Raw genomic sequence first — 16,928 nt, forward strand, 5'->3', positions numbered from 1 at the left:
TCTATGGATCTGCAAGATTTAAACGTCACGTCTGACCAGGTGCAGGTGTCAACTGCGCGTGTCTGGATCACCCGCATGGCAATCGCCTTGCTGATCCTGGCAATTCTGACGGGCATCGGTTATGGCATCAAGAAATTGCTGGGTGGTGGTCCAACCCATAAAAAGCAGATCACTACTGTGAAACTGCTGCCGGATACTCCGCCTCCGCCACCACCGCCACCTCCAAAAGAACCGCCAAAGGAAACGCCAAAAGAGCAGCCCAAGGAAGCGCCTAAAGAACCAGAGCCGAAACCCGCTGAGACACCTCCGGCCGAGACTTTAAAAATGGAAGGCGCGGCCGGTGATGGGCCAAGCCCGTTTCAGTCTGGCGCTGTCAATAACGAATACAAAGGTGGCGCGGTAGCGACGATTGGGTCTGATGGAGGTGTCAAATTCCGCTGGTATGCCGGGCTGGTGAAATCACAGATTGAACGTGCCATCGAGCGCGACAAAAAACTGACCCAGGGCCAATACAAAATTGTGGTTAGCGTCTGGTTGAAACCTAACGGCCAATTTGAAAGATTGTCAGTCGACCAGTCTGATACCACGCCAGAAATCGAACAAGGGATACGTGAAGCCCTGAATGATTTACCGGCCATGCAGGACAGCCCGCCTGAAAATATGCCGATGCCTATCCGCTTGCGGATATCGGCAAAAAAAATGGGCTAATTCATGAATACACATTACCAATGTGCCAAACCAAAACACTGTGAGTGAGGATATGCAGACTCTCAATACCCCTTTAAAAAGAACGACCGTTGCCGTTTGGCTGTTTACCCACTTGCTGGCGACAGGGAGTGCGCATGCGGGCGAACGCGAGTCGCTTGAGCAACTGCGTGCTACGACGACTAACCTGATTGAATTGCTGGTGCATGAAGGCGTGTTATCCAAGCAGAAAGCGGATGCCTTGCTGCAAAAAGCGGCTGCCGATGCCAAACAGGCTACTCAGCAGGCTGAAGTGAGTGATGATGTCAAAAATGAAGTCAACAAGGCCATGGATGAAAAGACCGTGCGTGTGCAATATATTCCGCAGCACGTGAAACAAGCCATGCGTGAGGAAATCGAGCATGACGTCATGGAAAAGCTGAACTACAAGACGGGTGAACGCCTGGGTGTGCCTGAGTGGATAGACCGTATCAGCTTCCATGGGGATATCCGTTTGCGGGGTCAGGCCGATGAATTCCCTGGGGATAATGATGATTTCGTTGCTTTAAACAATGACCTGACCCGCAGCATGAATCTGCAAAATTCGAGTGAGGAACGTCGCCGCGCCCGTATCCGCGCCCGCCTGGCGGCAGATATACATTTCAATGACTGGCTGAGCGGCGGACTGCAATTCGTCACCGGACAGCAAAATACGCCAGTGACCCCGAACCAGACTGAGGGCATTGCCCAGGGGAAATACCAATTCACCTTGGACCGTGCTTTCCTGCAAGCAAGGCTAAACGATTGGTCTACCGTCACCGGTGGGCGCTTTGCTAATCCGTTCCTGTATACCGATATGCTATGGGATCCGGACTTGGCATTCGATGGTTTTGTGGCAAATGTTAATCCTAAATTCAATGACCGCTGGTCAGCCTTTGGTACTGTGGGTGCCTTCCCGATCGAAGAGGTTGAATCTTCTTCTGTCAATAAGGCCAGGGATAAGTGGTTGTATTCTGCACAGGCCGGTATTAAGTGGACTGCGCCCAACAAATCTTCTGCCAAGCTGGCTTTTGCCTATCATGATTTCAAGAATGTCGAAGGCCAGCTGAATACCGTTGGCTTGAATGACTACAACGAGACTGCGCCTGAATGGCGGCAGCGCGGCAACAACACTTTTGACATCAATGCCAACAATCTTGGCATACCTGGGCAAGGCAGTATCATCGGGCTGGCATCCAAGTTTGAATTGATCAACCTGATAGCCCAGGTTGACTTGATGAATTTTGATCCCGTACATGTTACGTTCACCGGCGATTACGTCAGGAACATCGGTTTTGATCAGAATGAGGTGCTGGAGCGAACTGGCAACCTTTATAAAAAGGAAAACGAAGGCTACAACGTCAGGATTGACGTGGGTAACAATAGTTTCCTGGGACCATACGTGCAGAATGTCAACGCCCATGAGTGGCAGGTTTCCCTTGGTTATAAATATATAGAAGCTGATGCCGTCATGGATGGTTTCACAGATTCTAATTTCAGGTTAGGCGGTACCAATGCCAAAGGTTGGTACATTTATGGAAACTATGCGATTGACAAGAATGCCTGGATCAGTGCGCGTTACATGAGTGCAGACTCTATCAGTGGTCCTCTTGATCCGATCACAGGAAGTAGCCAGCAACAGAATTTTTCTGTTGATGTGTTGCTAATTGATCTGAATGCGCGATTCTAGAGGGATACTATGAAACCTGTTTTTTCGATCATTGCTGTTATTTTATTGTTCACTTTGCACTTATCTGCTGTTGCCGCTGAGAAACAAGACAAAGCGGCCAAGCGTGCCAACATTCTGATGCAGAAAATGAAGCAGGATATGGAAGCGGAAAAGAGCGCCTTGCAAACGCAGTTCGAGCAGGAAAAGAAAAGTATGTCAGATGCCCTGAATCAGGCACAGAGTGCTCAGCGTTCGCATTCCGTACAGTTGCAAGGGCAAACCCGGCGCAACCAGCAATTGCAGTCTGAGGCACAGAAGCTGACACAGGAAAAAACTGTGCTTTCCGCTCAATTACAGCAGTTGCAGTCGCAACTCGCTGAACAAACGCAACGCCTTGAGAGCATCGAACAACAACTTAAGCTGGCCAAATCTGACCTGGACGTGAATGATCAGCAGCGCAAGAAACTGCTTGCGAATGTCAGCACTGCTCACCAGCAATTAGTCTCCTGTGAAGAAAAAAACAGCCGACTGTATGCCTATGGCAATGACCTGATTGGATTGTATGCCGATGCCAGCACTTACCAGAAAATCATGCGTGCTGAACCTTTCTTCCAGCTGAAGCGGGTTGAGCTGGAAAATATCCTGCAGGATAAACGGGCGCAACTGATTGAAAATAAAGTTGATACAATAGCGACGCCCTGATCCTGTTTCCAGGTCGGCGTCCTGGTTATTTTAAGTATTGGCTAAAGTATGTTTCCCCGACTGCTCTCATTTTTTACGCTGCATGAGCGTGCCCGCATTTATCCGTTTATCGGTTTTATCCTGTTGCTTGCCTGCGAACCTTTGCTTGCCTCAGGGCTCACGTGGCTAGGGTTGGGTGCGCAGCCAACCTACCTGTTACGCACGCTGGCAGCTGTCGCCTTGCTTCTTTATTACCATCGCCATTATGTTGAGTTTTCGCTGACGCCAACTTTCCAGCAGGCTGTCATCGCCATCCTGAGTGGACTCCTGGTGTTTGTTATCTGGATATTTCCTTATCCAGAGTGGATGGGCGGCTACAGTGCTGGTGATGGTAAAGCCATGCCCATGCACAATGCAATCGATATATTCTGGCTGGTTTGCCGCTGGGCTGGCTCTGCTCTGGTGGTGCCCATCATAGAAGAATTGTTCTGGCGCTCATATTTGATGCGCAGGCTGGAACATAGCGAGTTTATGTCTGTCTCACCAGCCCATGTGGGTACTTATGCAGTGGTGGTAAGTAGCGTATTATTTGCAATTGAACATCAGCTCTGGTTAGCAGGGTTGTTGGCAGGACTGGTATATGCCTGGTTATACCGTCGATTCCAGGTGCTCTGGATACCTGTATTGGCCCATATGATTACCAATGCCGTGCTTGGCGCATGGGTTGTGTTTGGCGGGCACTGGCAATACTGGTAAAAAGAGTGTGTTAACATGCATTGTGAATAATTGAGCATGCTTAGATGAAATGAAGATGCTCAGGTGTAGGCGGGGAGAGCCCGGTACGCCAGCAATATAAACACAATAAATACGAATTTATTTTAAAGGGTGATAATGAAAAAAATCGCATTGATCGTACCGGCTTTGATGCTGGTGATGGCAGGATGCAGCAAGCACGAAGAAGCAGGCAAGGGATCTACGCAAGTGGTTGCCAAGGTGAATGGAAATGAAATCACGGTGCATCAACTAAACTTTGCGCTGTCTAAAGCCGGTAAGATCGACCAGGCGCAACTGAAGCCAGCTTCAGAAAAAGTCTTGCAGCAAATGGTAGACATAGAGTTGCTCAAACAAAAAGCAATTGATGCGAAACTTGATCGCGACCCGAATGTGCTACAAGTGCTTGAGGCTACCAAACAGCAGATACTGGCGCAAGCCTATATGCAAAAAGTGTCCGCCAAACAGGCCGCACCTTCAAGTGACGATATCAAAAAGTTTTACGATACCCATCCTGAGCTGTTCAGTGAGCGTAATGTTTATGTAATTCAGGAATTTGTCGTTAAAGACGGCAATCAGCATGCCAGCGAGATTGAAGCCGGTATCAGTGCTGCAAAAACTGCTGACGACCTCGGTAAATGGCTGAAAGACAATAACTATGTATTTAATGCCAATGCCAGCAGAAAAGCAGCTGAACAGTTACCACTTGATTTGCTGAAAAAACTTAATACGCTTAAAACCGGCGATACACTGATTGTCAAAGGACCTGATGCGCTGGTGCTTTTGTTCCTGGCCAAAGTCGACAGACAGCCTGTAGATGTTGAAAAAGCCAAACCGGTCATCCAGCAATACCTGGTGAATTCCGGCCAGCAAACACTGATTAAAAATGAAGTGGCCGCACTACGCAAAGAAGCCAAAGTGGAATTCTATGGTGATTTCTCAAAACTGACATTGAATAACAGTGAAGCTGCTGTGCCTGGAGCGACTGCCCCAACTGCTGCGAAACCTGAGTTGCCAGTGGCTGCCCCAGCTGCTGAGCCAGCAACCGAGCCTACACACAACAAGGCGATTGAAAAAGGGTTGTCTGGTTTGTAACTGATAGTACTTGATGTCTGAAGCCCTGGTTATGCCAGGGCTTTTTCTTTGTGAAGGCGCTTGGTTAAGATAGGTGCTTAACAAATAGAGTTATAAACCAGAGTTACTGGCTTTACCAGTGTGAAAATGACCGTATAAATATTGCCGAAGTTTTACTATGCATCAAGATATTTGTTGCCACAGTAATTCATAGCAAAAGCTAGTGCTGATGCTTCCTGCGCCAGGTGAGCCAGCCTGCCAGGAATAACACTGCCGGCAGGCCAAACTGGAAACCGTTAAACAGGATCATTAGCCAGGTTTGTTGGGACGGTAGCAAAATGATGCTATCGCGCAACGGTGCTACAGGCAGGGTGATGCTGGGTTGATTATTTACGACCCATTGCAAACTCTGCATGGTAAATGCGAGATTGCCACCTCTTTGCTGCTGCGCATTGCTAAAAAATCCCGCGCTGCCTATCACCATAATTCTTTGCAGCTCGCCTGAGGGGCGCGTTTTTTCCAGGGCCAGGGCAATGGTTGCTGGGCCCTGGCTATCTGTTTCCGAGTTAAAAGCAGGTAACTTTTCGGGCTGTTCAGGATGATAGGTCTTGCTCGTCCAGCCACGTTCTGCCGCCGCAACCAGTGGCAAGGTACGCCATGAGTCTTCTGGCTGACGATAGCGCACGATGGCATGTGCCTGGTCAAAAAATGTGCGCAGGGCAAACTCCTGTGTTGGCCCTTGCCCGGAATAGCGTTGCGTACTTAAGGCATGCAAGGGGATATCGAACTGCCTGTTGGCGGGGTCTATCACCATGCCTTCACTGATATTAAGTGCCAGGCTTTCTGCTAAAGAGGCCAGTCCCTGTGTGGATGGATTATCTACAAGCCAAATCAGGCTGCCGCCTTTAGTGATATGGGATTGAATAGCTTTGACCTGAACCGGTGTGTAGGGATGTGTCGCGCCAGCGAGCACCAGTGTCGGCAGTTTTTTTATAGACAAACTTTTTGTTGCCAGCTTTGTTTCTAATGTTGAATAGTGTTCAAGACCAGCGTTGCTGATTACCTGCAATCCGGCAGCACGCATCGCCTCTGCCAGATGACTGGCACCACTGGCCGCTTCATTATCCAACGCCGTTTCGCCAAACCCGGTGGAGAACAACAATGGCGCACGCTCGCCATGTTGTAATTGCAACAGCACATTGGTAAAAGCTTCTTCGGTGTATGGCAGGTACATGCGCTTTAGTTGCCCGCGATAGCGGATGATCATTTCGCCTTCTTTTTTGACCTGATGCTCGCGCGCCAATCTCGGCGAAATGGAAGGGTCAATAAACTGCAGATGCATATCATGGTGAACATGCTGGTAGCGTTGTACCAGCGCCAGAATCGATTTCCTGAAATAGCGGCCTTTGTAAGGGCTATTGCTGCAAAAGGCGCTGATTTCTATCGTTCCTGGCAATGCTTGCAACACTTCGATACTTGCTTTGGAAAGCGTGTTGCGGCGATTGTTGGTGTGATCGGTAATGATATTAAAATGCCAGGCCAATATGCCCAGCGCCAGGGTTAGCAGTAGTAGTCCCGGCACCACAAGGCGATGCTGCCATGCCTGCGTCAGGGATTGCCTGGTTTTGGATAGTCTGGATGAATTAGCCATACAGTCGATCAGCATCTAAACGACGGATAGATAGCAGCACAAAAAACGTCGAGAACAGCACAAAAAATAACACGTCGAAACTATTCAACATGCCTAGCGCAAACTGGCGGTAATGCTTCATCAGTGAAAAGTCGTGAAACAGCACCTGGTTATTATCCGCAAAAAACTTGTCCAGCAACAGACAGATGGTGAGCGCCGACAGGCTACCAAATGCCGCCAGAATCGGGTTGGCGGTCAGGCAGGAGATATACAAGCCAAGCGCACTACTGGCGACCACTAACAGCCATAACCCGAGCGCGTGCGTGAGCAGATAAGGGATATCTATTTCAGCCCATGGCAATATCATGGCAATCATCAGCACCATCGTCACAATCAGCAGGCTCAGATAACTGACGATGCCCAGCAACTTGCCCAGAATCAACTCGCTCATTGATAACGGCGAGCTCATCAGCAAAGCCATGGTTTGGTTTTTGCGCTCTTCGCTGATCAATTTCATGGTCACCAGCGGTACGACAAATAGCATCAATACCGCCGCCACGCCAAATACACCTTCTGCCATGAATTGCGTGATGCCTATCCGTTGCACCTGCCATTGTGCGCTCTGCATGATTTCAAAATACTGGTTAAAACTCAGGCTGTAATAAGTGCCGACAATGGCCTGGAAAATAGCCAGCACCAGCCAGCCCATCGGGGTGGCGAATAGACTGCGCAGTTCTTTACGGGCAATGACCAGAATCATATGGGATATCCAGAAAAGGGCGTTACAGGCCTTTGATAATGCCGAAACGTACCGCAATATGCACCACCTGGCCGGTGGTTTCCACCCCGAGTTTTTGCCGGACATTGGTTTGAATATTGGCCACGGTTTTGTAACCGATATGCATACCCTTGGCGATGGCAGCCAGGGCTTCTCCCTGTGCAATGCGCCTGAACACTTCAAACTCGCGCGGCGACAATCTTTGAATCGGATTTTCCGGGCTTTCCAGGTGATACATGGATAAGCTTTGTGCCAGGTCGTTATTGATGTAACGTCCGCCTTTCAGTATTTTTTGCACAGCTTCCAATACGATTTCCGGTGGCTCTGTTTTAGTCACATAGCCGCGTGCACCGGCCTGGATAGCGCGGGTCGCATAGATGCAATCATCATGCATGCTGAACACCAGCACCCGCATTTGCGGTTTGCGGTGCAAGATGCGCTTGAGTGTCTCCAGCCCGCCTATGCCTGGCATATCCAGATCGAGAATTAATAGCTCGGGATGATGCTTTTCTACCAGAACGCAGGCTTCTTCGCCATTCAGCGCATCGGTGGTCACGTCGTGATTAGCCTGCTCAAGCAAGGTACGCAGACCTTGTCTGAGCATGGCATGATCATCAGCAATCATTACTTTTGCCATACGCGCTTATTTCTTGTTGGCAAAGGTGATGTTGACGCACTTGTCATTGGCGAATGTCAGTTCGGCGGTATTGAAGTACTTATTGGGTGCGTACTGGATTTTGCCGCGGTAATACCACATTTCGACATTTTCCCCATTGCCTGAAATCGCCTGGCCTTTTTCCTGCAAAATCTGGTCTGCATTGTGCGGCTTGATAGCCGTTTCTTTTTTGACCGGTTTGCCCAAATTTTCTTCTACATACTGGCGTGACCTGCCACTGTAGGCATCAAGAAAAGGGCGCTCTTCGGTTTTTAACTCTTTGGCAGAGACCATCAAAGGCAACGCCAGCGCAATCAAAGCTAACCATTTAGGATGTGGCATATTCATTTACTCCTGAGTCAGACGGTAAAGTGGCGGGTTTAAACGGTGGTTGTCTTTGCCCTTGTAACGGAATCAATCCGGTGATCAGCGTGCCGGCATCCAGACCGCTCATCAGTTTGAAGCTGCCTTGCTGTGACTCAATGCGTTCGCGCATGCCAACCAGGCCGACGCCTTCGGTAGATTGCGTGGTATCCATGCCTTTGCCGTTGTCACGAATTTCGATCTGCAGCATAGGCACTTCTTGCCGCTTGATTACCTGGATGTCTATCCATATTTCGCTGGCATGTGCATGGCGCGTGATATTGGTCAGCGCCTCTTGCACGACACGGAAGGCAACAATATTAATATCTTCGCTCAACACATGCTCGCTGGTGTCCAGTTGCACATGGCATTCCACCTGCGTATTGAGTTTTTTCCAGTCATTAATCAGGCGCTCAACTGCACTGATCAAGCCAAGTGAATCCAGTGCCGGTGGCCGCAGATGCTTGATCAGCACGCGAATGGATTGCTGCACATGCTGGGTATTCGAAGCGATCCTGACGGCAATCACATTGGCTTGCGCCGGGGTACTTTTTTGCAGAGCCAGCGCATCCATGCGTATCGCAGTCAGATACTGGCCGGTTTCATCATGGATTTCACTGGCGATGTATTTGCGTTCCTGTTCCTGTACCTGCATGGCATGGCGCGCCAGGATACGGTTTTCATTCAGGGTGCGTTCCAGATCCAGTTCTACCAGGCATTGCTCAGTCATATCGACCAGGTAACCGTGGATTGCAGCACTATTTTTTTCGCTGGTATTTCCCTCTGCCGGGACATATACAAACCGCGCACCGACATAGCAGGGCAGGCCATCAGGACGCTGGATCTGCAGTTTGCTGAAATTGATTTCCTGATGCTGCTGTAATTGGATGACAAATTCTGCCCAATCAAAGGCAAACAGGCGGCGGGCATTGCTGTCTGTGTCGAGCAAACGGCAGATACGGTCAAACGCGCGATTATGCATGCCGATATTGCCATTTAAATCCAGCACGACATTGCCGGTTAAATCACCGTCGAATAATGTTTTATACAGCAACTGGCTGTTACTTAATTGCAACTCGGTTTGCTTGCGGCGCTGGATTTCTGCATTAATTTCGCGCATGCGCCGCTGACCAAACCACACACTCAACAGCACAAATACAAATAAAGTCAACGGGATTTCATCCAGTTGAGCGTATTCATAGGTAAGTAACCACGCATTGATGCGCTCGGCCAAATCAAACTCTGAGGAGAGAAAGAACGTCAGTATCACGCCCGCGATGACGATGAGCGTGTCCTGACCTGGGCGGCCTAATGTAAACCTGCCCAATTTTGGTGTGGCGATTTTTTGTTTGCCGAATTTATGAGTGACATCAACCACAGGGATAGACCGGTTATAAGAATGCATAACTAAAGGACCAAAGACTTAAAAACTGCGCTGAGAGCATCTTGCTCCCGACTTGCGCAACTATAGACCACATCCATCGCCAGCACCCCGTGAAAAATTCCCGTTAATAGCCAGTCTTCACGAATGAATTCTTGAAGCCATCATAGGGAATCTTTCATCTATTGCCTTTGTTACAAATTATTAACAATTTCGGTCGTGAACTGCGGCATTCGGGGGGATGCCCGTGACACCACGTAAAACGCATTCTTGAGAGATTAGGAGAAAGTATGAAAGTAAAATCATCTGGCGCCATTATTGGTGCTTTGGTCGGAGGCTTGTTCGCCAGCTTTTCCGGCCTGGCCATGGCAGATGCAGACCTGGACAAGGTGGTGAATACCCCGGGTGCATGGCCGATTGCAACGGGTGGCTATTATAGCCAGCACAACAGCCCACTCGCGCAAATCAACAAATCCAACGTTAAAAACGTAAAAGCGGCGTGGTCATTCTCCACCGGTGTACTGAATGGTCACGAAGGTGCGCCATTGGTCATTGGTGACATGATGTACATCCACTCTGCGTTTCCTAACAATACATACGCATTGAATTTAAGCGACCCGGGCAAAATCGTCTGGCAGCACAAACCCAAGCAAGATGCTTCAACCAAAGCAGTGATGTGCTGTGACGTGGTTGACCGCGGCCTGGCATATGGTGCTGGTCAAATCGTGAAGAAGCAGGCCAATGGCCGCTTGCTGGCGCTGGATGCTAAAACCGGTAAAACCAACTGGGAAGTGGAAGTATGTGATCCAAAAGTAGGTTCCACACTGACACAGGCACCATTCGTCGCTAAAGATACGGTACTGATCGGTTGTTCAGGTGCTGAGCTGGGTGTTCGTGGCGCTGTGAATGCCTTTGATTTGAAAACAGGTGAGTTGAAATGGCGTGCATTTGCGACCGGTTCTGATGACTCTGTGCGTCTGGCAAAAGACTTCAACAAAGACAATCCACACTACGGTCAATTCGGCCTGGGTACAAAAACCTGGGAAGGCGATGCCTGGAAAATTGGTGGCGGTACAAACTGGGGCTGGTATGCCTATGATCCTAAATTGAACCTGTTCTACTACGGTTCAGGCAACCCCGCACCATGGAACGAAACCATGCGTCCTGGCGATAACAAATGGACCATGACGATCTGGGGCCGTGACCTGGACACCGGTATGGCTAAATGGGGCTACCAGAAAACACCTCATGACGAGTGGGATTTTGCTGGTGTGAACCAGATGGTACTGACTGACCAGCCGGTCAACGGCAAAGTGACTCCGCTGCTGAGCCACATCGACCGTAACGGTATCCTATACACATTGAACCGCGAGAACGGCAGCCTGATCGTTGCTGAAAAAGTGGATCCGGCCGTAAACGTGTTCAAGAAAGTCGACCTGAAAACCGGTACACCAGTCCGTGATCCTGAGTTTGCCACCCGTATGGACCACAAAGGTACCAACATTTGTCCATCAGCGATGGGCTTCCACAACCAGGGTGTTGATTCTTACGATCCTGAAAGCCGTACCTTGTACGCAGGCCTGAACCACATTTGTATGGATTGGGAGCCGTTCATGCTGCCATACCGTGCAGGTCAGTTCTTCGTGGGCGCAACCCTGGCGATGTACCCAGGACCTAACGGCCCGACCAAGAAAGAAATGGGCCAGATCCGCGCATTTGACCTGACCACTGGTAAAGCTAAATGGACCAAGTGGGAGAAATTCGCGGCCTGGGGCGGTACTTTGTACACCAAAGGCGGCCTGGTCTGGTACGCAACGCTGGACGGTTACCTGAAAGCGTTGGATAACAAAGACGGTAAAGAACTGTGGAACTTCAAGATGCCATCCGGTGGTATCGGTTCTCCTATGACTTACTCCTACAAAGGCAAGCAGTACGTTGGCAGCATGTATGGTGTTGGCGGCTGGCCAGGTGTTGGTCTGGTATTTGACCTGACTGACCCTAGTGCCGGTTTGGGTGCGGTTGGTGCGTTCAAAGAACTGCAAAACCACACACAAATGGGCGGTGGCCTGATGGTGTTCAGTCTGTAATCAGACAGTGAACCTGTTGATGTAGTGTACAGGATGGCCGTCAGACGCAAGGATGGCCGGTCATCCTGTTCTCTAAGTACGGAGAAGAGAGCAAATGTTTCCTGAAGTTGAAAAAAATCGTCGTACCTGGTTGAGCATTTGCCTATCAGTCACACTAAGCGTGTTTGCATTCCCAGCACATGCTGCCAGCGCACTGAATATCTGTGCCGGCAAATCCGAATTACCTTTTTCCAATGACCAGAAGCAAGGCTTTGAAAACAAGATTGCGGCGGTGATTGGCAAATCATTGAATGTCCCGGTGAATTATTTCTGGTGGACCAATCCGCTGACGCTGCAGAAAGACATGGAGGAGGGCAAATGCGATGTACTGATTGGTACCGACCCGAGTGACCCACGTGTATTGACCACTAAACCTTATTACAGCTCCGGGTATGTGTTTATCACCCGCAAAGACCGTGAGATCGATATCACTTCCTGGGACCACCCCTATTTAAAGGAAAAGAATTTCCGTATCGGTGTCATGCCGGATAGCCCTGGCAAAAACATGTTGCTGCAAATCAACCGTTTTGACGATATGTTTGATTACTTCACCGAAATCCAGAATTTCCAGTCCACGCGTAACCGTTACGTGCACGTCGAGCCATCGCGGCTGGTGAATGATGTTTCAAATATGCACCTGCATATGGCGATGTTGTGGGCGCCTGAAGCCGCACGCTACGTGCGCGCCTCTGAAGTGCCATTGAATATGGTGATGGTGGAAGACACTGCCAAAAAGACCAATGGCGAAAAAATTCCCATGCATTACAACGTCGCCATGGGCGTCAGCAAACAGCATCCTGAACTGGTAGAAACCCTCAACCGTGTCATTGACACCCAGGGCGCTGAAATTACCGCCATCCTCAAGGATGAAGGTATTCCGTTACTCAATATTAATTAATCACGTTTTTGGAGTTTGAATTGAAAGAATCTCAACAATCCCCGTCGCAAAGTTCTCAATCATGGCGCGTGAAGCAACAACTGGCGATGACGTTTGGTGTATCGGGACTGGTGATGGCGGCTTTCCTTACCGTTGCTTGCGCCAAAGATGAATCACCTGCCAAGGCAGACAGTGCTGCCAGTAAACCTGCTGCCAAAGTGGTGTTGAAAGATGGACCGGCACAGGAGTTTCGCGGCACGCTTTCTGGCGATGTGCTGGATCTTTCGCCAATGGAGGGGGAAACCTTTACGCCTGAAGCGAAACACTTTATGGCCACCGGCGATAACCCCTACCGCGGCGATGCGGAAGCAGTGAAAAAAGGCTATACGATTTTCTCCACCGCCTGTTCCGGCTGCCATGGTCATCTGGCCGAAGGCAAGCTGGGCCCGGCGCTGGCGGATGATTACTGGACTTATCCTAAAAACGAAACCGATAAGGGCATTTTTGAAACTATTTATGGTGGCGCTGCCGGCATGATGGGCCCGCAGCAAGGTCGCATGACGGTAGATGAAATCCTGCTGGTGATTGCCTGGATCCGCCACCAGGCCGAAGAAAACGTCAAAAACGGTGGCGCAGCGCCACACGGTTGATCCGATTATCGGATTGTTAGGCTGGTGGGCAATCCGTTAATAGAAAACAATACACCAGCTAATTTGTGATGAAGGAGAAAGTGATGAAACACGTATTAGCATTACTGGCAGTTGCCAGTGTGTTTGCAGTGTCCAATCAGGCTCTGGCTTATGACGGTCAAAACTGTAAAGAGCCAGGAAACTGCTGGGAAGCCAAACCTGGCTATCCGGAAAAAATTGCGGGTTCGAAATATGACCCGAAACATGATCCGGTTGAACTCAACAAGCAAGAGCAGTCGATTAAAGCGATGGATGAACGTAACGCAAAACGACTTGCAAATGCAAAATCCAGCGGTAATTTCGTGTTTGACGTGAAGTAATCTGAAGTCTCCCCCCAAAAAGGAAGTACTGGATAGTTGAGCGAACGTGCAAAGGGCAAAACGCAGCACGCAGAAGCCGGAGTGTACTTATGGCAGTTTAGATACAAGTACATGAGGGTTTTAGTGCCGCAGCAACGCTGCAATTTGCATGTGTAGCCAATTATTCAGTGTTTCCCCAGGCAACTTGCGTTATGCCTGTTGCCAGTTTCATTCATTGGTATGTGGCAAACCGGTGTCGATTGTATGCAGTCGGCAGTGGCCTGTTTCATTAGAGTTGGTGTGTATGCAAAATAAAATTGAATTACCAGCCTGGCGTGAGCGCGCACTGGCTTTTGAGCAGGCGTTGAATGCAGTGGTTGTCGGGATGCCGGCACAAATCCGTGCACTGACAATTGCCATTTTCTCGCGTGGACATGTGTTGCTGGAAGGCGATGTCGGTGTAGGCAAAACCACTTTATTGCGGGCGGCTGCGCATCTGCTGGGAGGTGGCTATCAGCGTATCGAAGGGGCCATCGATCTGATGCCCAGCGACTTTCTCTACAACGCGTTCATCAATGAGCAGGGGCAGGCCGCGGTTAAGCCGGGCCCGTTACTGCAGCATGAAGAGGCACTGGCAGTGTTTTTCTTTAACGAGATCAATCGTGCCCGGCCACAGGCGCATGCCTTGTTTTTACGGTTAATGGCTGAGCGGTCAGTCAATGCATTTAACCGTGAGTATCATTTCCCGCACCTGACTGTGTTTGCTGACCGTAACCGGCTGGAGCGTGAAGAAACGTTTGAAATCCCAGCAGCGGCGCGTGACCGTTTCCTGATGGAGATTTCAGTGCAAGCACCGGATGAGCCGGAACTGCAGCGAGCATTAATGTTTGATACCCGCTATTACGATGTCGATGCGCTCATCAGTCGCTCACCCTCAGGATTAACGCCTTATGACCAGTTGAACCTCGTCGCTGAAGCTGTGCAGGCGTCGGTACGGGCAGAAATACCATTGCAAAACTATGCAGTTGAATTATGGCGTGTACTGAAAGACCCTCTGGCAGCAGGTATCCAATTGCCCGATGTCGATATGTCGCGATTACTAGCTGGTGGTGCCAGCCCGCGCGGTATGGCGATGCTGATGCGTAGCGCACGCACACGTGCCTGGCTGGAAGGTCGCGATTACCTCACTCCGGATGATATTCGCGCGGTATGGACTGTAGTGGTCAAGCACCGTGTGTTTTTCAATGGCGCTTATGCCTTGCAACACGAGCGACTTGCGCCACTGTTCCTGCAAGCGGTGCTGGATAAAGTCTCTGCGCCTTAATCGGCTCTGGCTTGTTTACTGGCAGTTTTCCCTATGGCTATTTCCACACATTCCACGGCAGATTTTTCAGCGATGCAAAGCCATCCTGCTCGCGTACATGCTGCGTTTGAGCCACGCCAGTTTTTCTACAATATTCACTGGCGCTCACGTACCTATCACGCGGGTGCCAACCTGACTTCCCATCACGGCAATGGCAGTGACTTTGCCGGTTTTGGTAATCTGCTTGCCTGTCCTGACCCGAAGCGGATTGATATTCGCGCCAGTGTACGCAGTGTGCCCCAGCAATGGCTGGTCAGAACTTACCTGGAACGCGCTGCCGTTCGCGTATTTGCCATTGTCGATGTGTCCAGCTCGATGTTGTTTCAGGGGGAGGCCAATATGCGTCAGCAGGTCACCGAATTCGTGACTGCACTGGCTTGGTCAGCCAATCGGCAAGGGGATGCTTTTGGCATGGCTGCCGCCAATGATGATGTGCAATCGTCGTGGCAAATCCCGCCTACTTTTCAAACTGGCACCGCACAAGTCGTGGCAGAAAAAATCACGCGATACTGGCAAAGCAATCATGCCGTGTCCGGGCGCAATGCCTCAGCAATCCCTGCGGCAATTGAGGAGATAGGCCCGCAACGGGCGCTGGTGTTTTTAATCTCTGATTTTTATTGGGATACGGCGCTATTACAGCAAACACTTAAAGCCGCTCAAGCACATGATGTGATTCCTGTGGTGTTACGCGACCAGTCTGCGACGGAAGGAATGCCGGCTTTTGGCTGGGCGAGGTTACGGGATATGGAAAGCGGCGAAGAGCGTAGCTGGATGTTGCGTAAGCGCTTGCATCAACAAATCGGTGCTCACCTCATACAACAGAAACATATGCTCAATTCACAATTCATGAAAGCTGGCACGCGCTCGCCGTTATGGCTTGTGCCACAGTGGCAGGCCGAAGAGGTTAGCCGCCACCTGATGGAGACCATGGCATGAGGGTATGGATTGATTGCAAAACCGTGCAGCCATTGATTGGCGGTCTGTTGTTATGCCTGTGTTTATTCAGCAATGCACATGCTGTGGAAAGTAGCTTCCAGTTAAAGGCCGAAAGCAGCACGCGTGAAGCAGATTACACCCTGGGCAGCATCGCCAGGCAACATATCACGCTGCATGTGCCGCCAGGATTTGAACTCGACCCCGCCAGTTTGCCAGCGCCCGCCCAGAACGAGGCTATTGAGTTAAGGAGCGCACACTGGACGACCACTGACTCAAAAACCGAGCGTGTGATACACCTGGACATAGACTGGCAGATATTCGTGGCTGGTGATTCAGTCAGAATCATGCCTTTAAAAAAATTGCATCTTGAATTCAAGAAAGAACAGCAACGCCTGACCATTGATGTGCCGGCAGATAAAGTCATTGTTTCCAGTCTTTTGCCCGCGCGTATTGATCAGGCGCACGTCCAGCTTTATCCGGATTCGCCATTACCTGAATGGTCGCTAGTCAAACAATTATGGATACTGGCTGGCTGGTTAAGCCTGGCAGTGCTCAGTCTGGTCTACATCGCCTGGGTCATGGGCTGGATCCAGTTGCCACAAGAAAAAAACATGCCTTTCCGACAAGCATGGCGCGAGATTCGCAAATTAAAAGGCAATCCACAGGAAGCCGCAAAACAAGCCATGCAGCTGATCAGCCGCGCCATGGACCAGTTTGCCGGCGTCGCGGTGACCGCTGAAAATTTAACCAGGGTGACTTCTACGCATACTGTGCTCACGGCTTATCAAACCCAGTTGCAGGCATTTTACCAAGAGATACAGCAAGCTTTTTTCGCAGGCAAGCCGGTATCGGCATCGTTGGCTGATCTAAAGCAGTTGGCTAAGCAGCTGAGCCAGTTGGAGCTTTCCTGAAT

17 protein-coding genes are annotated in these 16,928 nt (G+C 50.1%); 12 read left to right on the forward strand and 5 right to left on the reverse strand.

All coding sequences use genetic code 11. The features are described from left to right. Positions 1 to 3: 3 nt before the first annotated feature. The 5 genes from ASG24_RS09245 (at position 4) to ASG24_RS09265 (ending at position 4,939) form a co-directional block, all read left to right on the forward strand. Positions 4 to 708 carry a TonB C-terminal domain-containing protein gene (locus ASG24_RS09245; RefSeq protein ID WP_055870579.1) on the forward strand — a complete coding sequence of 235 codons (705 nt, stop codon included), beginning with the start codon at positions 4 to 6 and terminating at the stop codon, positions 706 to 708. A gap of 52 nt (positions 709 to 760) precedes the next feature. Further along, positions 761 to 2,413 carry a putative porin gene (locus tag ASG24_RS09250; RefSeq protein WP_055872012.1) on the forward strand — a complete coding sequence of 551 codons (1,653 nt, stop codon included), beginning with the start codon at positions 761 to 763 and terminating at the stop codon, positions 2,411 to 2,413. A 9-nt stretch (positions 2,414 to 2,422) separates the two neighbouring features. Then, a complete protein-coding gene (locus ASG24_RS09255; RefSeq protein WP_055870583.1) occupies positions 2,423 to 3,094 on the forward strand; it encodes a hypothetical protein in 672 nt (223 codons plus the stop codon). 48 nt (positions 3,095 to 3,142) lie between these two features. Continuing rightward, positions 3,143 to 3,829, forward strand: coding sequence for a CAAX prenyl protease-related protein (locus tag ASG24_RS09260; RefSeq protein WP_055870585.1), 687 nt, complete (start codon positions 3,143 to 3,145; stop codon positions 3,827 to 3,829). Positions 3,830 to 3,964: 135 nt separating this feature from the next. Beyond that, positions 3,965 to 4,939 carry an EpsD family peptidyl-prolyl cis-trans isomerase gene (locus ASG24_RS09265; protein ID WP_055870588.1) on the forward strand — a complete coding sequence of 325 codons (975 nt, stop codon included), beginning with the start codon at positions 3,965 to 3,967 and terminating at the stop codon, positions 4,937 to 4,939. 199 nt (positions 4,940 to 5,138) lie between these two features. Here ASG24_RS09265 and ASG24_RS09270 read toward each other — a convergent pair whose 3' ends face one another. From ASG24_RS09270 to ASG24_RS09290, 5 genes are read right to left on the reverse strand one after another with little or no spacing between them, the layout of a single operon-like run. After that, a complete protein-coding gene (locus ASG24_RS09270; protein WP_235562376.1) occupies positions 5,139 to 6,569 on the reverse strand; it encodes a DUF4350 domain-containing protein in 1,431 nt (476 codons plus the stop codon). Further along, the gene (locus ASG24_RS09275) at positions 6,562 to 7,308 is read right to left on the reverse strand and encodes an ABC transporter permease (protein ID WP_055870594.1); all 747 of its coding nucleotides are present in this window, start codon (positions 7,306 to 7,308) and stop codon (positions 6,562 to 6,564) included. Before ASG24_RS09275 ends, ASG24_RS09270 begins: the two co-directional genes overlap by 8 nt. A 22-nt stretch (positions 7,309 to 7,330) precedes the next feature. Further along, positions 7,331 to 7,963 (reverse strand): response regulator transcription factor, encoded by a 633-nt coding sequence (locus ASG24_RS09280; RefSeq protein ID WP_055829931.1) that lies wholly within the window; start codon positions 7,961 to 7,963, stop codon positions 7,331 to 7,333. A 6-nt stretch (positions 7,964 to 7,969) separates the two neighbouring features. Then, entirely contained in the window at positions 7,970 to 8,323 is a 354-nt protein-coding gene (locus tag ASG24_RS09285; RefSeq protein ID WP_055829929.1) for a hypothetical protein, read from the reverse strand. Then, positions 8,310 to 9,749: a sensor histidine kinase gene (locus ASG24_RS09290; RefSeq protein WP_082488066.1), complete on the reverse strand. Its 1,440-nt coding sequence runs from the start codon at positions 9,747 to 9,749 to the stop codon at positions 8,310 to 8,312. The genes ASG24_RS09285 and ASG24_RS09290 overlap by 14 nt, the downstream gene beginning before the upstream one ends. Before the next feature lie 266 nt (positions 9,750 to 10,015). Here ASG24_RS09290 and ASG24_RS09295 point away from each other — a divergent pair, with 266 nt between their 5' ends. The 7 genes from ASG24_RS09295 to ASG24_RS09325 all read left to right on the forward strand — a co-directional run bounded on the left by ASG24_RS09295 (position 10,016) and on the right by ASG24_RS09325 (position 16,926). Beyond that, positions 10,016 to 11,812 carry a methanol/ethanol family PQQ-dependent dehydrogenase gene (locus tag ASG24_RS09295; RefSeq protein ID WP_055829926.1) on the forward strand — a complete coding sequence of 599 codons (1,797 nt, stop codon included), beginning with the start codon at positions 10,016 to 10,018 and terminating at the stop codon, positions 11,810 to 11,812. A 94-nt stretch (positions 11,813 to 11,906) separates the two neighbouring features. After that, positions 11,907 to 12,749 carry a methanol oxidation system protein MoxJ gene (gene moxJ, locus ASG24_RS09300; RefSeq protein ID WP_055829924.1) on the forward strand — a complete coding sequence of 281 codons (843 nt, stop codon included), beginning with the start codon at positions 11,907 to 11,909 and terminating at the stop codon, positions 12,747 to 12,749. A 20-nt stretch (positions 12,750 to 12,769) separates the two neighbouring features. Further along, entirely contained in the window at positions 12,770 to 13,378 is a 609-nt protein-coding gene (gene moxG / locus ASG24_RS09305) for a cytochrome c(L), periplasmic (protein ID WP_229006867.1), read from the forward strand. Between the two features lie 83 nt (positions 13,379 to 13,461). Next, positions 13,462 to 13,737, forward strand: a complete 276-nt coding sequence (locus tag ASG24_RS09310) for a methanol dehydrogenase [cytochrome c] subunit (protein ID WP_055870596.1) — start codon at positions 13,462 to 13,464, stop codon at positions 13,735 to 13,737. Between the two features lie 283 nt (positions 13,738 to 14,020). Beyond that, a complete protein-coding gene (locus ASG24_RS09315) occupies positions 14,021 to 15,040 on the forward strand; it encodes a MoxR family ATPase (RefSeq protein WP_055870599.1) in 1,020 nt (339 codons plus the stop codon). 33 nt (positions 15,041 to 15,073) lie between these two features. Continuing rightward, on the forward strand, positions 15,074 to 16,015 hold the full coding sequence (locus ASG24_RS09320; RefSeq protein ID WP_235562377.1) for a DUF58 domain-containing protein: 942 nt from the start codon (positions 15,074 to 15,076) through the stop codon (positions 16,013 to 16,015). Then, entirely contained in the window at positions 16,012 to 16,926 is a 915-nt protein-coding gene (locus ASG24_RS09325) for a hypothetical protein (protein ID WP_055870602.1), read from the forward strand. The genes ASG24_RS09320 and ASG24_RS09325 overlap by 4 nt, the downstream gene beginning before the upstream one ends. The last annotated feature ends 2 nt before the right edge of the window (positions 16,927 to 16,928 follow it).

It is taken from the genome of Methylophilus sp. Leaf414 (assembly GCF_001425425.1).
Classification (GTDB): Bacteria; Pseudomonadota; Gammaproteobacteria; order Burkholderiales; family Methylophilaceae; genus Methylophilus.

Bases quoted from the DNA above. Each gene is read 5' to 3' on its own strand.
- ASG24_RS09290 (WP_082488066.1), bottom strand. From the start codon at position 9,749: ATGCATTCTTATAACCGGTCTATCCCTGTGGTTGATGTCACTCATAAA.
- ASG24_RS09270 (WP_235562376.1), bottom strand. From the start codon at position 6,569: ATGGCTAATTCATCCAGACTATCCAAAACCAGGCAATCCCTGACGCAG.
- ASG24_RS09255 (WP_055870583.1), top strand. From the start codon at position 2,423: ATGAAACCTGTTTTTTCGATCATTGCTGTTATTTTATTGTTCACTTTG.
- ASG24_RS09325 (WP_055870602.1), top strand. From the start codon at position 16,012: ATGAGGGTATGGATTGATTGCAAAACCGTGCAGCCATTGATTGGCGGT.
- ASG24_RS09315 (WP_055870599.1), top strand. From the start codon at position 14,021: ATGCAAAATAAAATTGAATTACCAGCCTGGCGTGAGCGCGCACTGGCT.
- ASG24_RS09280 (WP_055829931.1), bottom strand. From the start codon at position 7,963: ATGGCAAAAGTAATGATTGCTGATGATCATGCCATGCTCAGACAAGGT.
- ASG24_RS09320 (WP_235562377.1), top strand. From the start codon at position 15,074: ATGGCTATTTCCACACATTCCACGGCAGATTTTTCAGCGATGCAAAGC.
- ASG24_RS09245 (WP_055870579.1), top strand. From the start codon at position 4: ATGGATCTGCAAGATTTAAACGTCACGTCTGACCAGGTGCAGGTGTCA.
- ASG24_RS09310 (WP_055870596.1), top strand. From the start codon at position 13,462: ATGAAACACGTATTAGCATTACTGGCAGTTGCCAGTGTGTTTGCAGTG.
- ASG24_RS09260 (WP_055870585.1), top strand. From the start codon at position 3,143: ATGTTTCCCCGACTGCTCTCATTTTTTACGCTGCATGAGCGTGCCCGC.
- ASG24_RS09285 (WP_055829929.1), bottom strand. From the start codon at position 8,323: ATGCCACATCCTAAATGGTTAGCTTTGATTGCGCTGGCGTTGCCTTTG.
- moxJ (WP_055829924.1), top strand. From the start codon at position 11,907: ATGTTTCCTGAAGTTGAAAAAAATCGTCGTACCTGGTTGAGCATTTGC.
- ASG24_RS09295 (WP_055829926.1), top strand. From the start codon at position 10,016: ATGAAAGTAAAATCATCTGGCGCCATTATTGGTGCTTTGGTCGGAGGC.
- ASG24_RS09265 (WP_055870588.1), top strand. From the start codon at position 3,965: ATGAAAAAAATCGCATTGATCGTACCGGCTTTGATGCTGGTGATGGCA.
- ASG24_RS09275 (WP_055870594.1), bottom strand. From the start codon at position 7,308: ATGATTCTGGTCATTGCCCGTAAAGAACTGCGCAGTCTATTCGCCACC.
- ASG24_RS09250 (WP_055872012.1), top strand. From the start codon at position 761: ATGCAGACTCTCAATACCCCTTTAAAAAGAACGACCGTTGCCGTTTGG.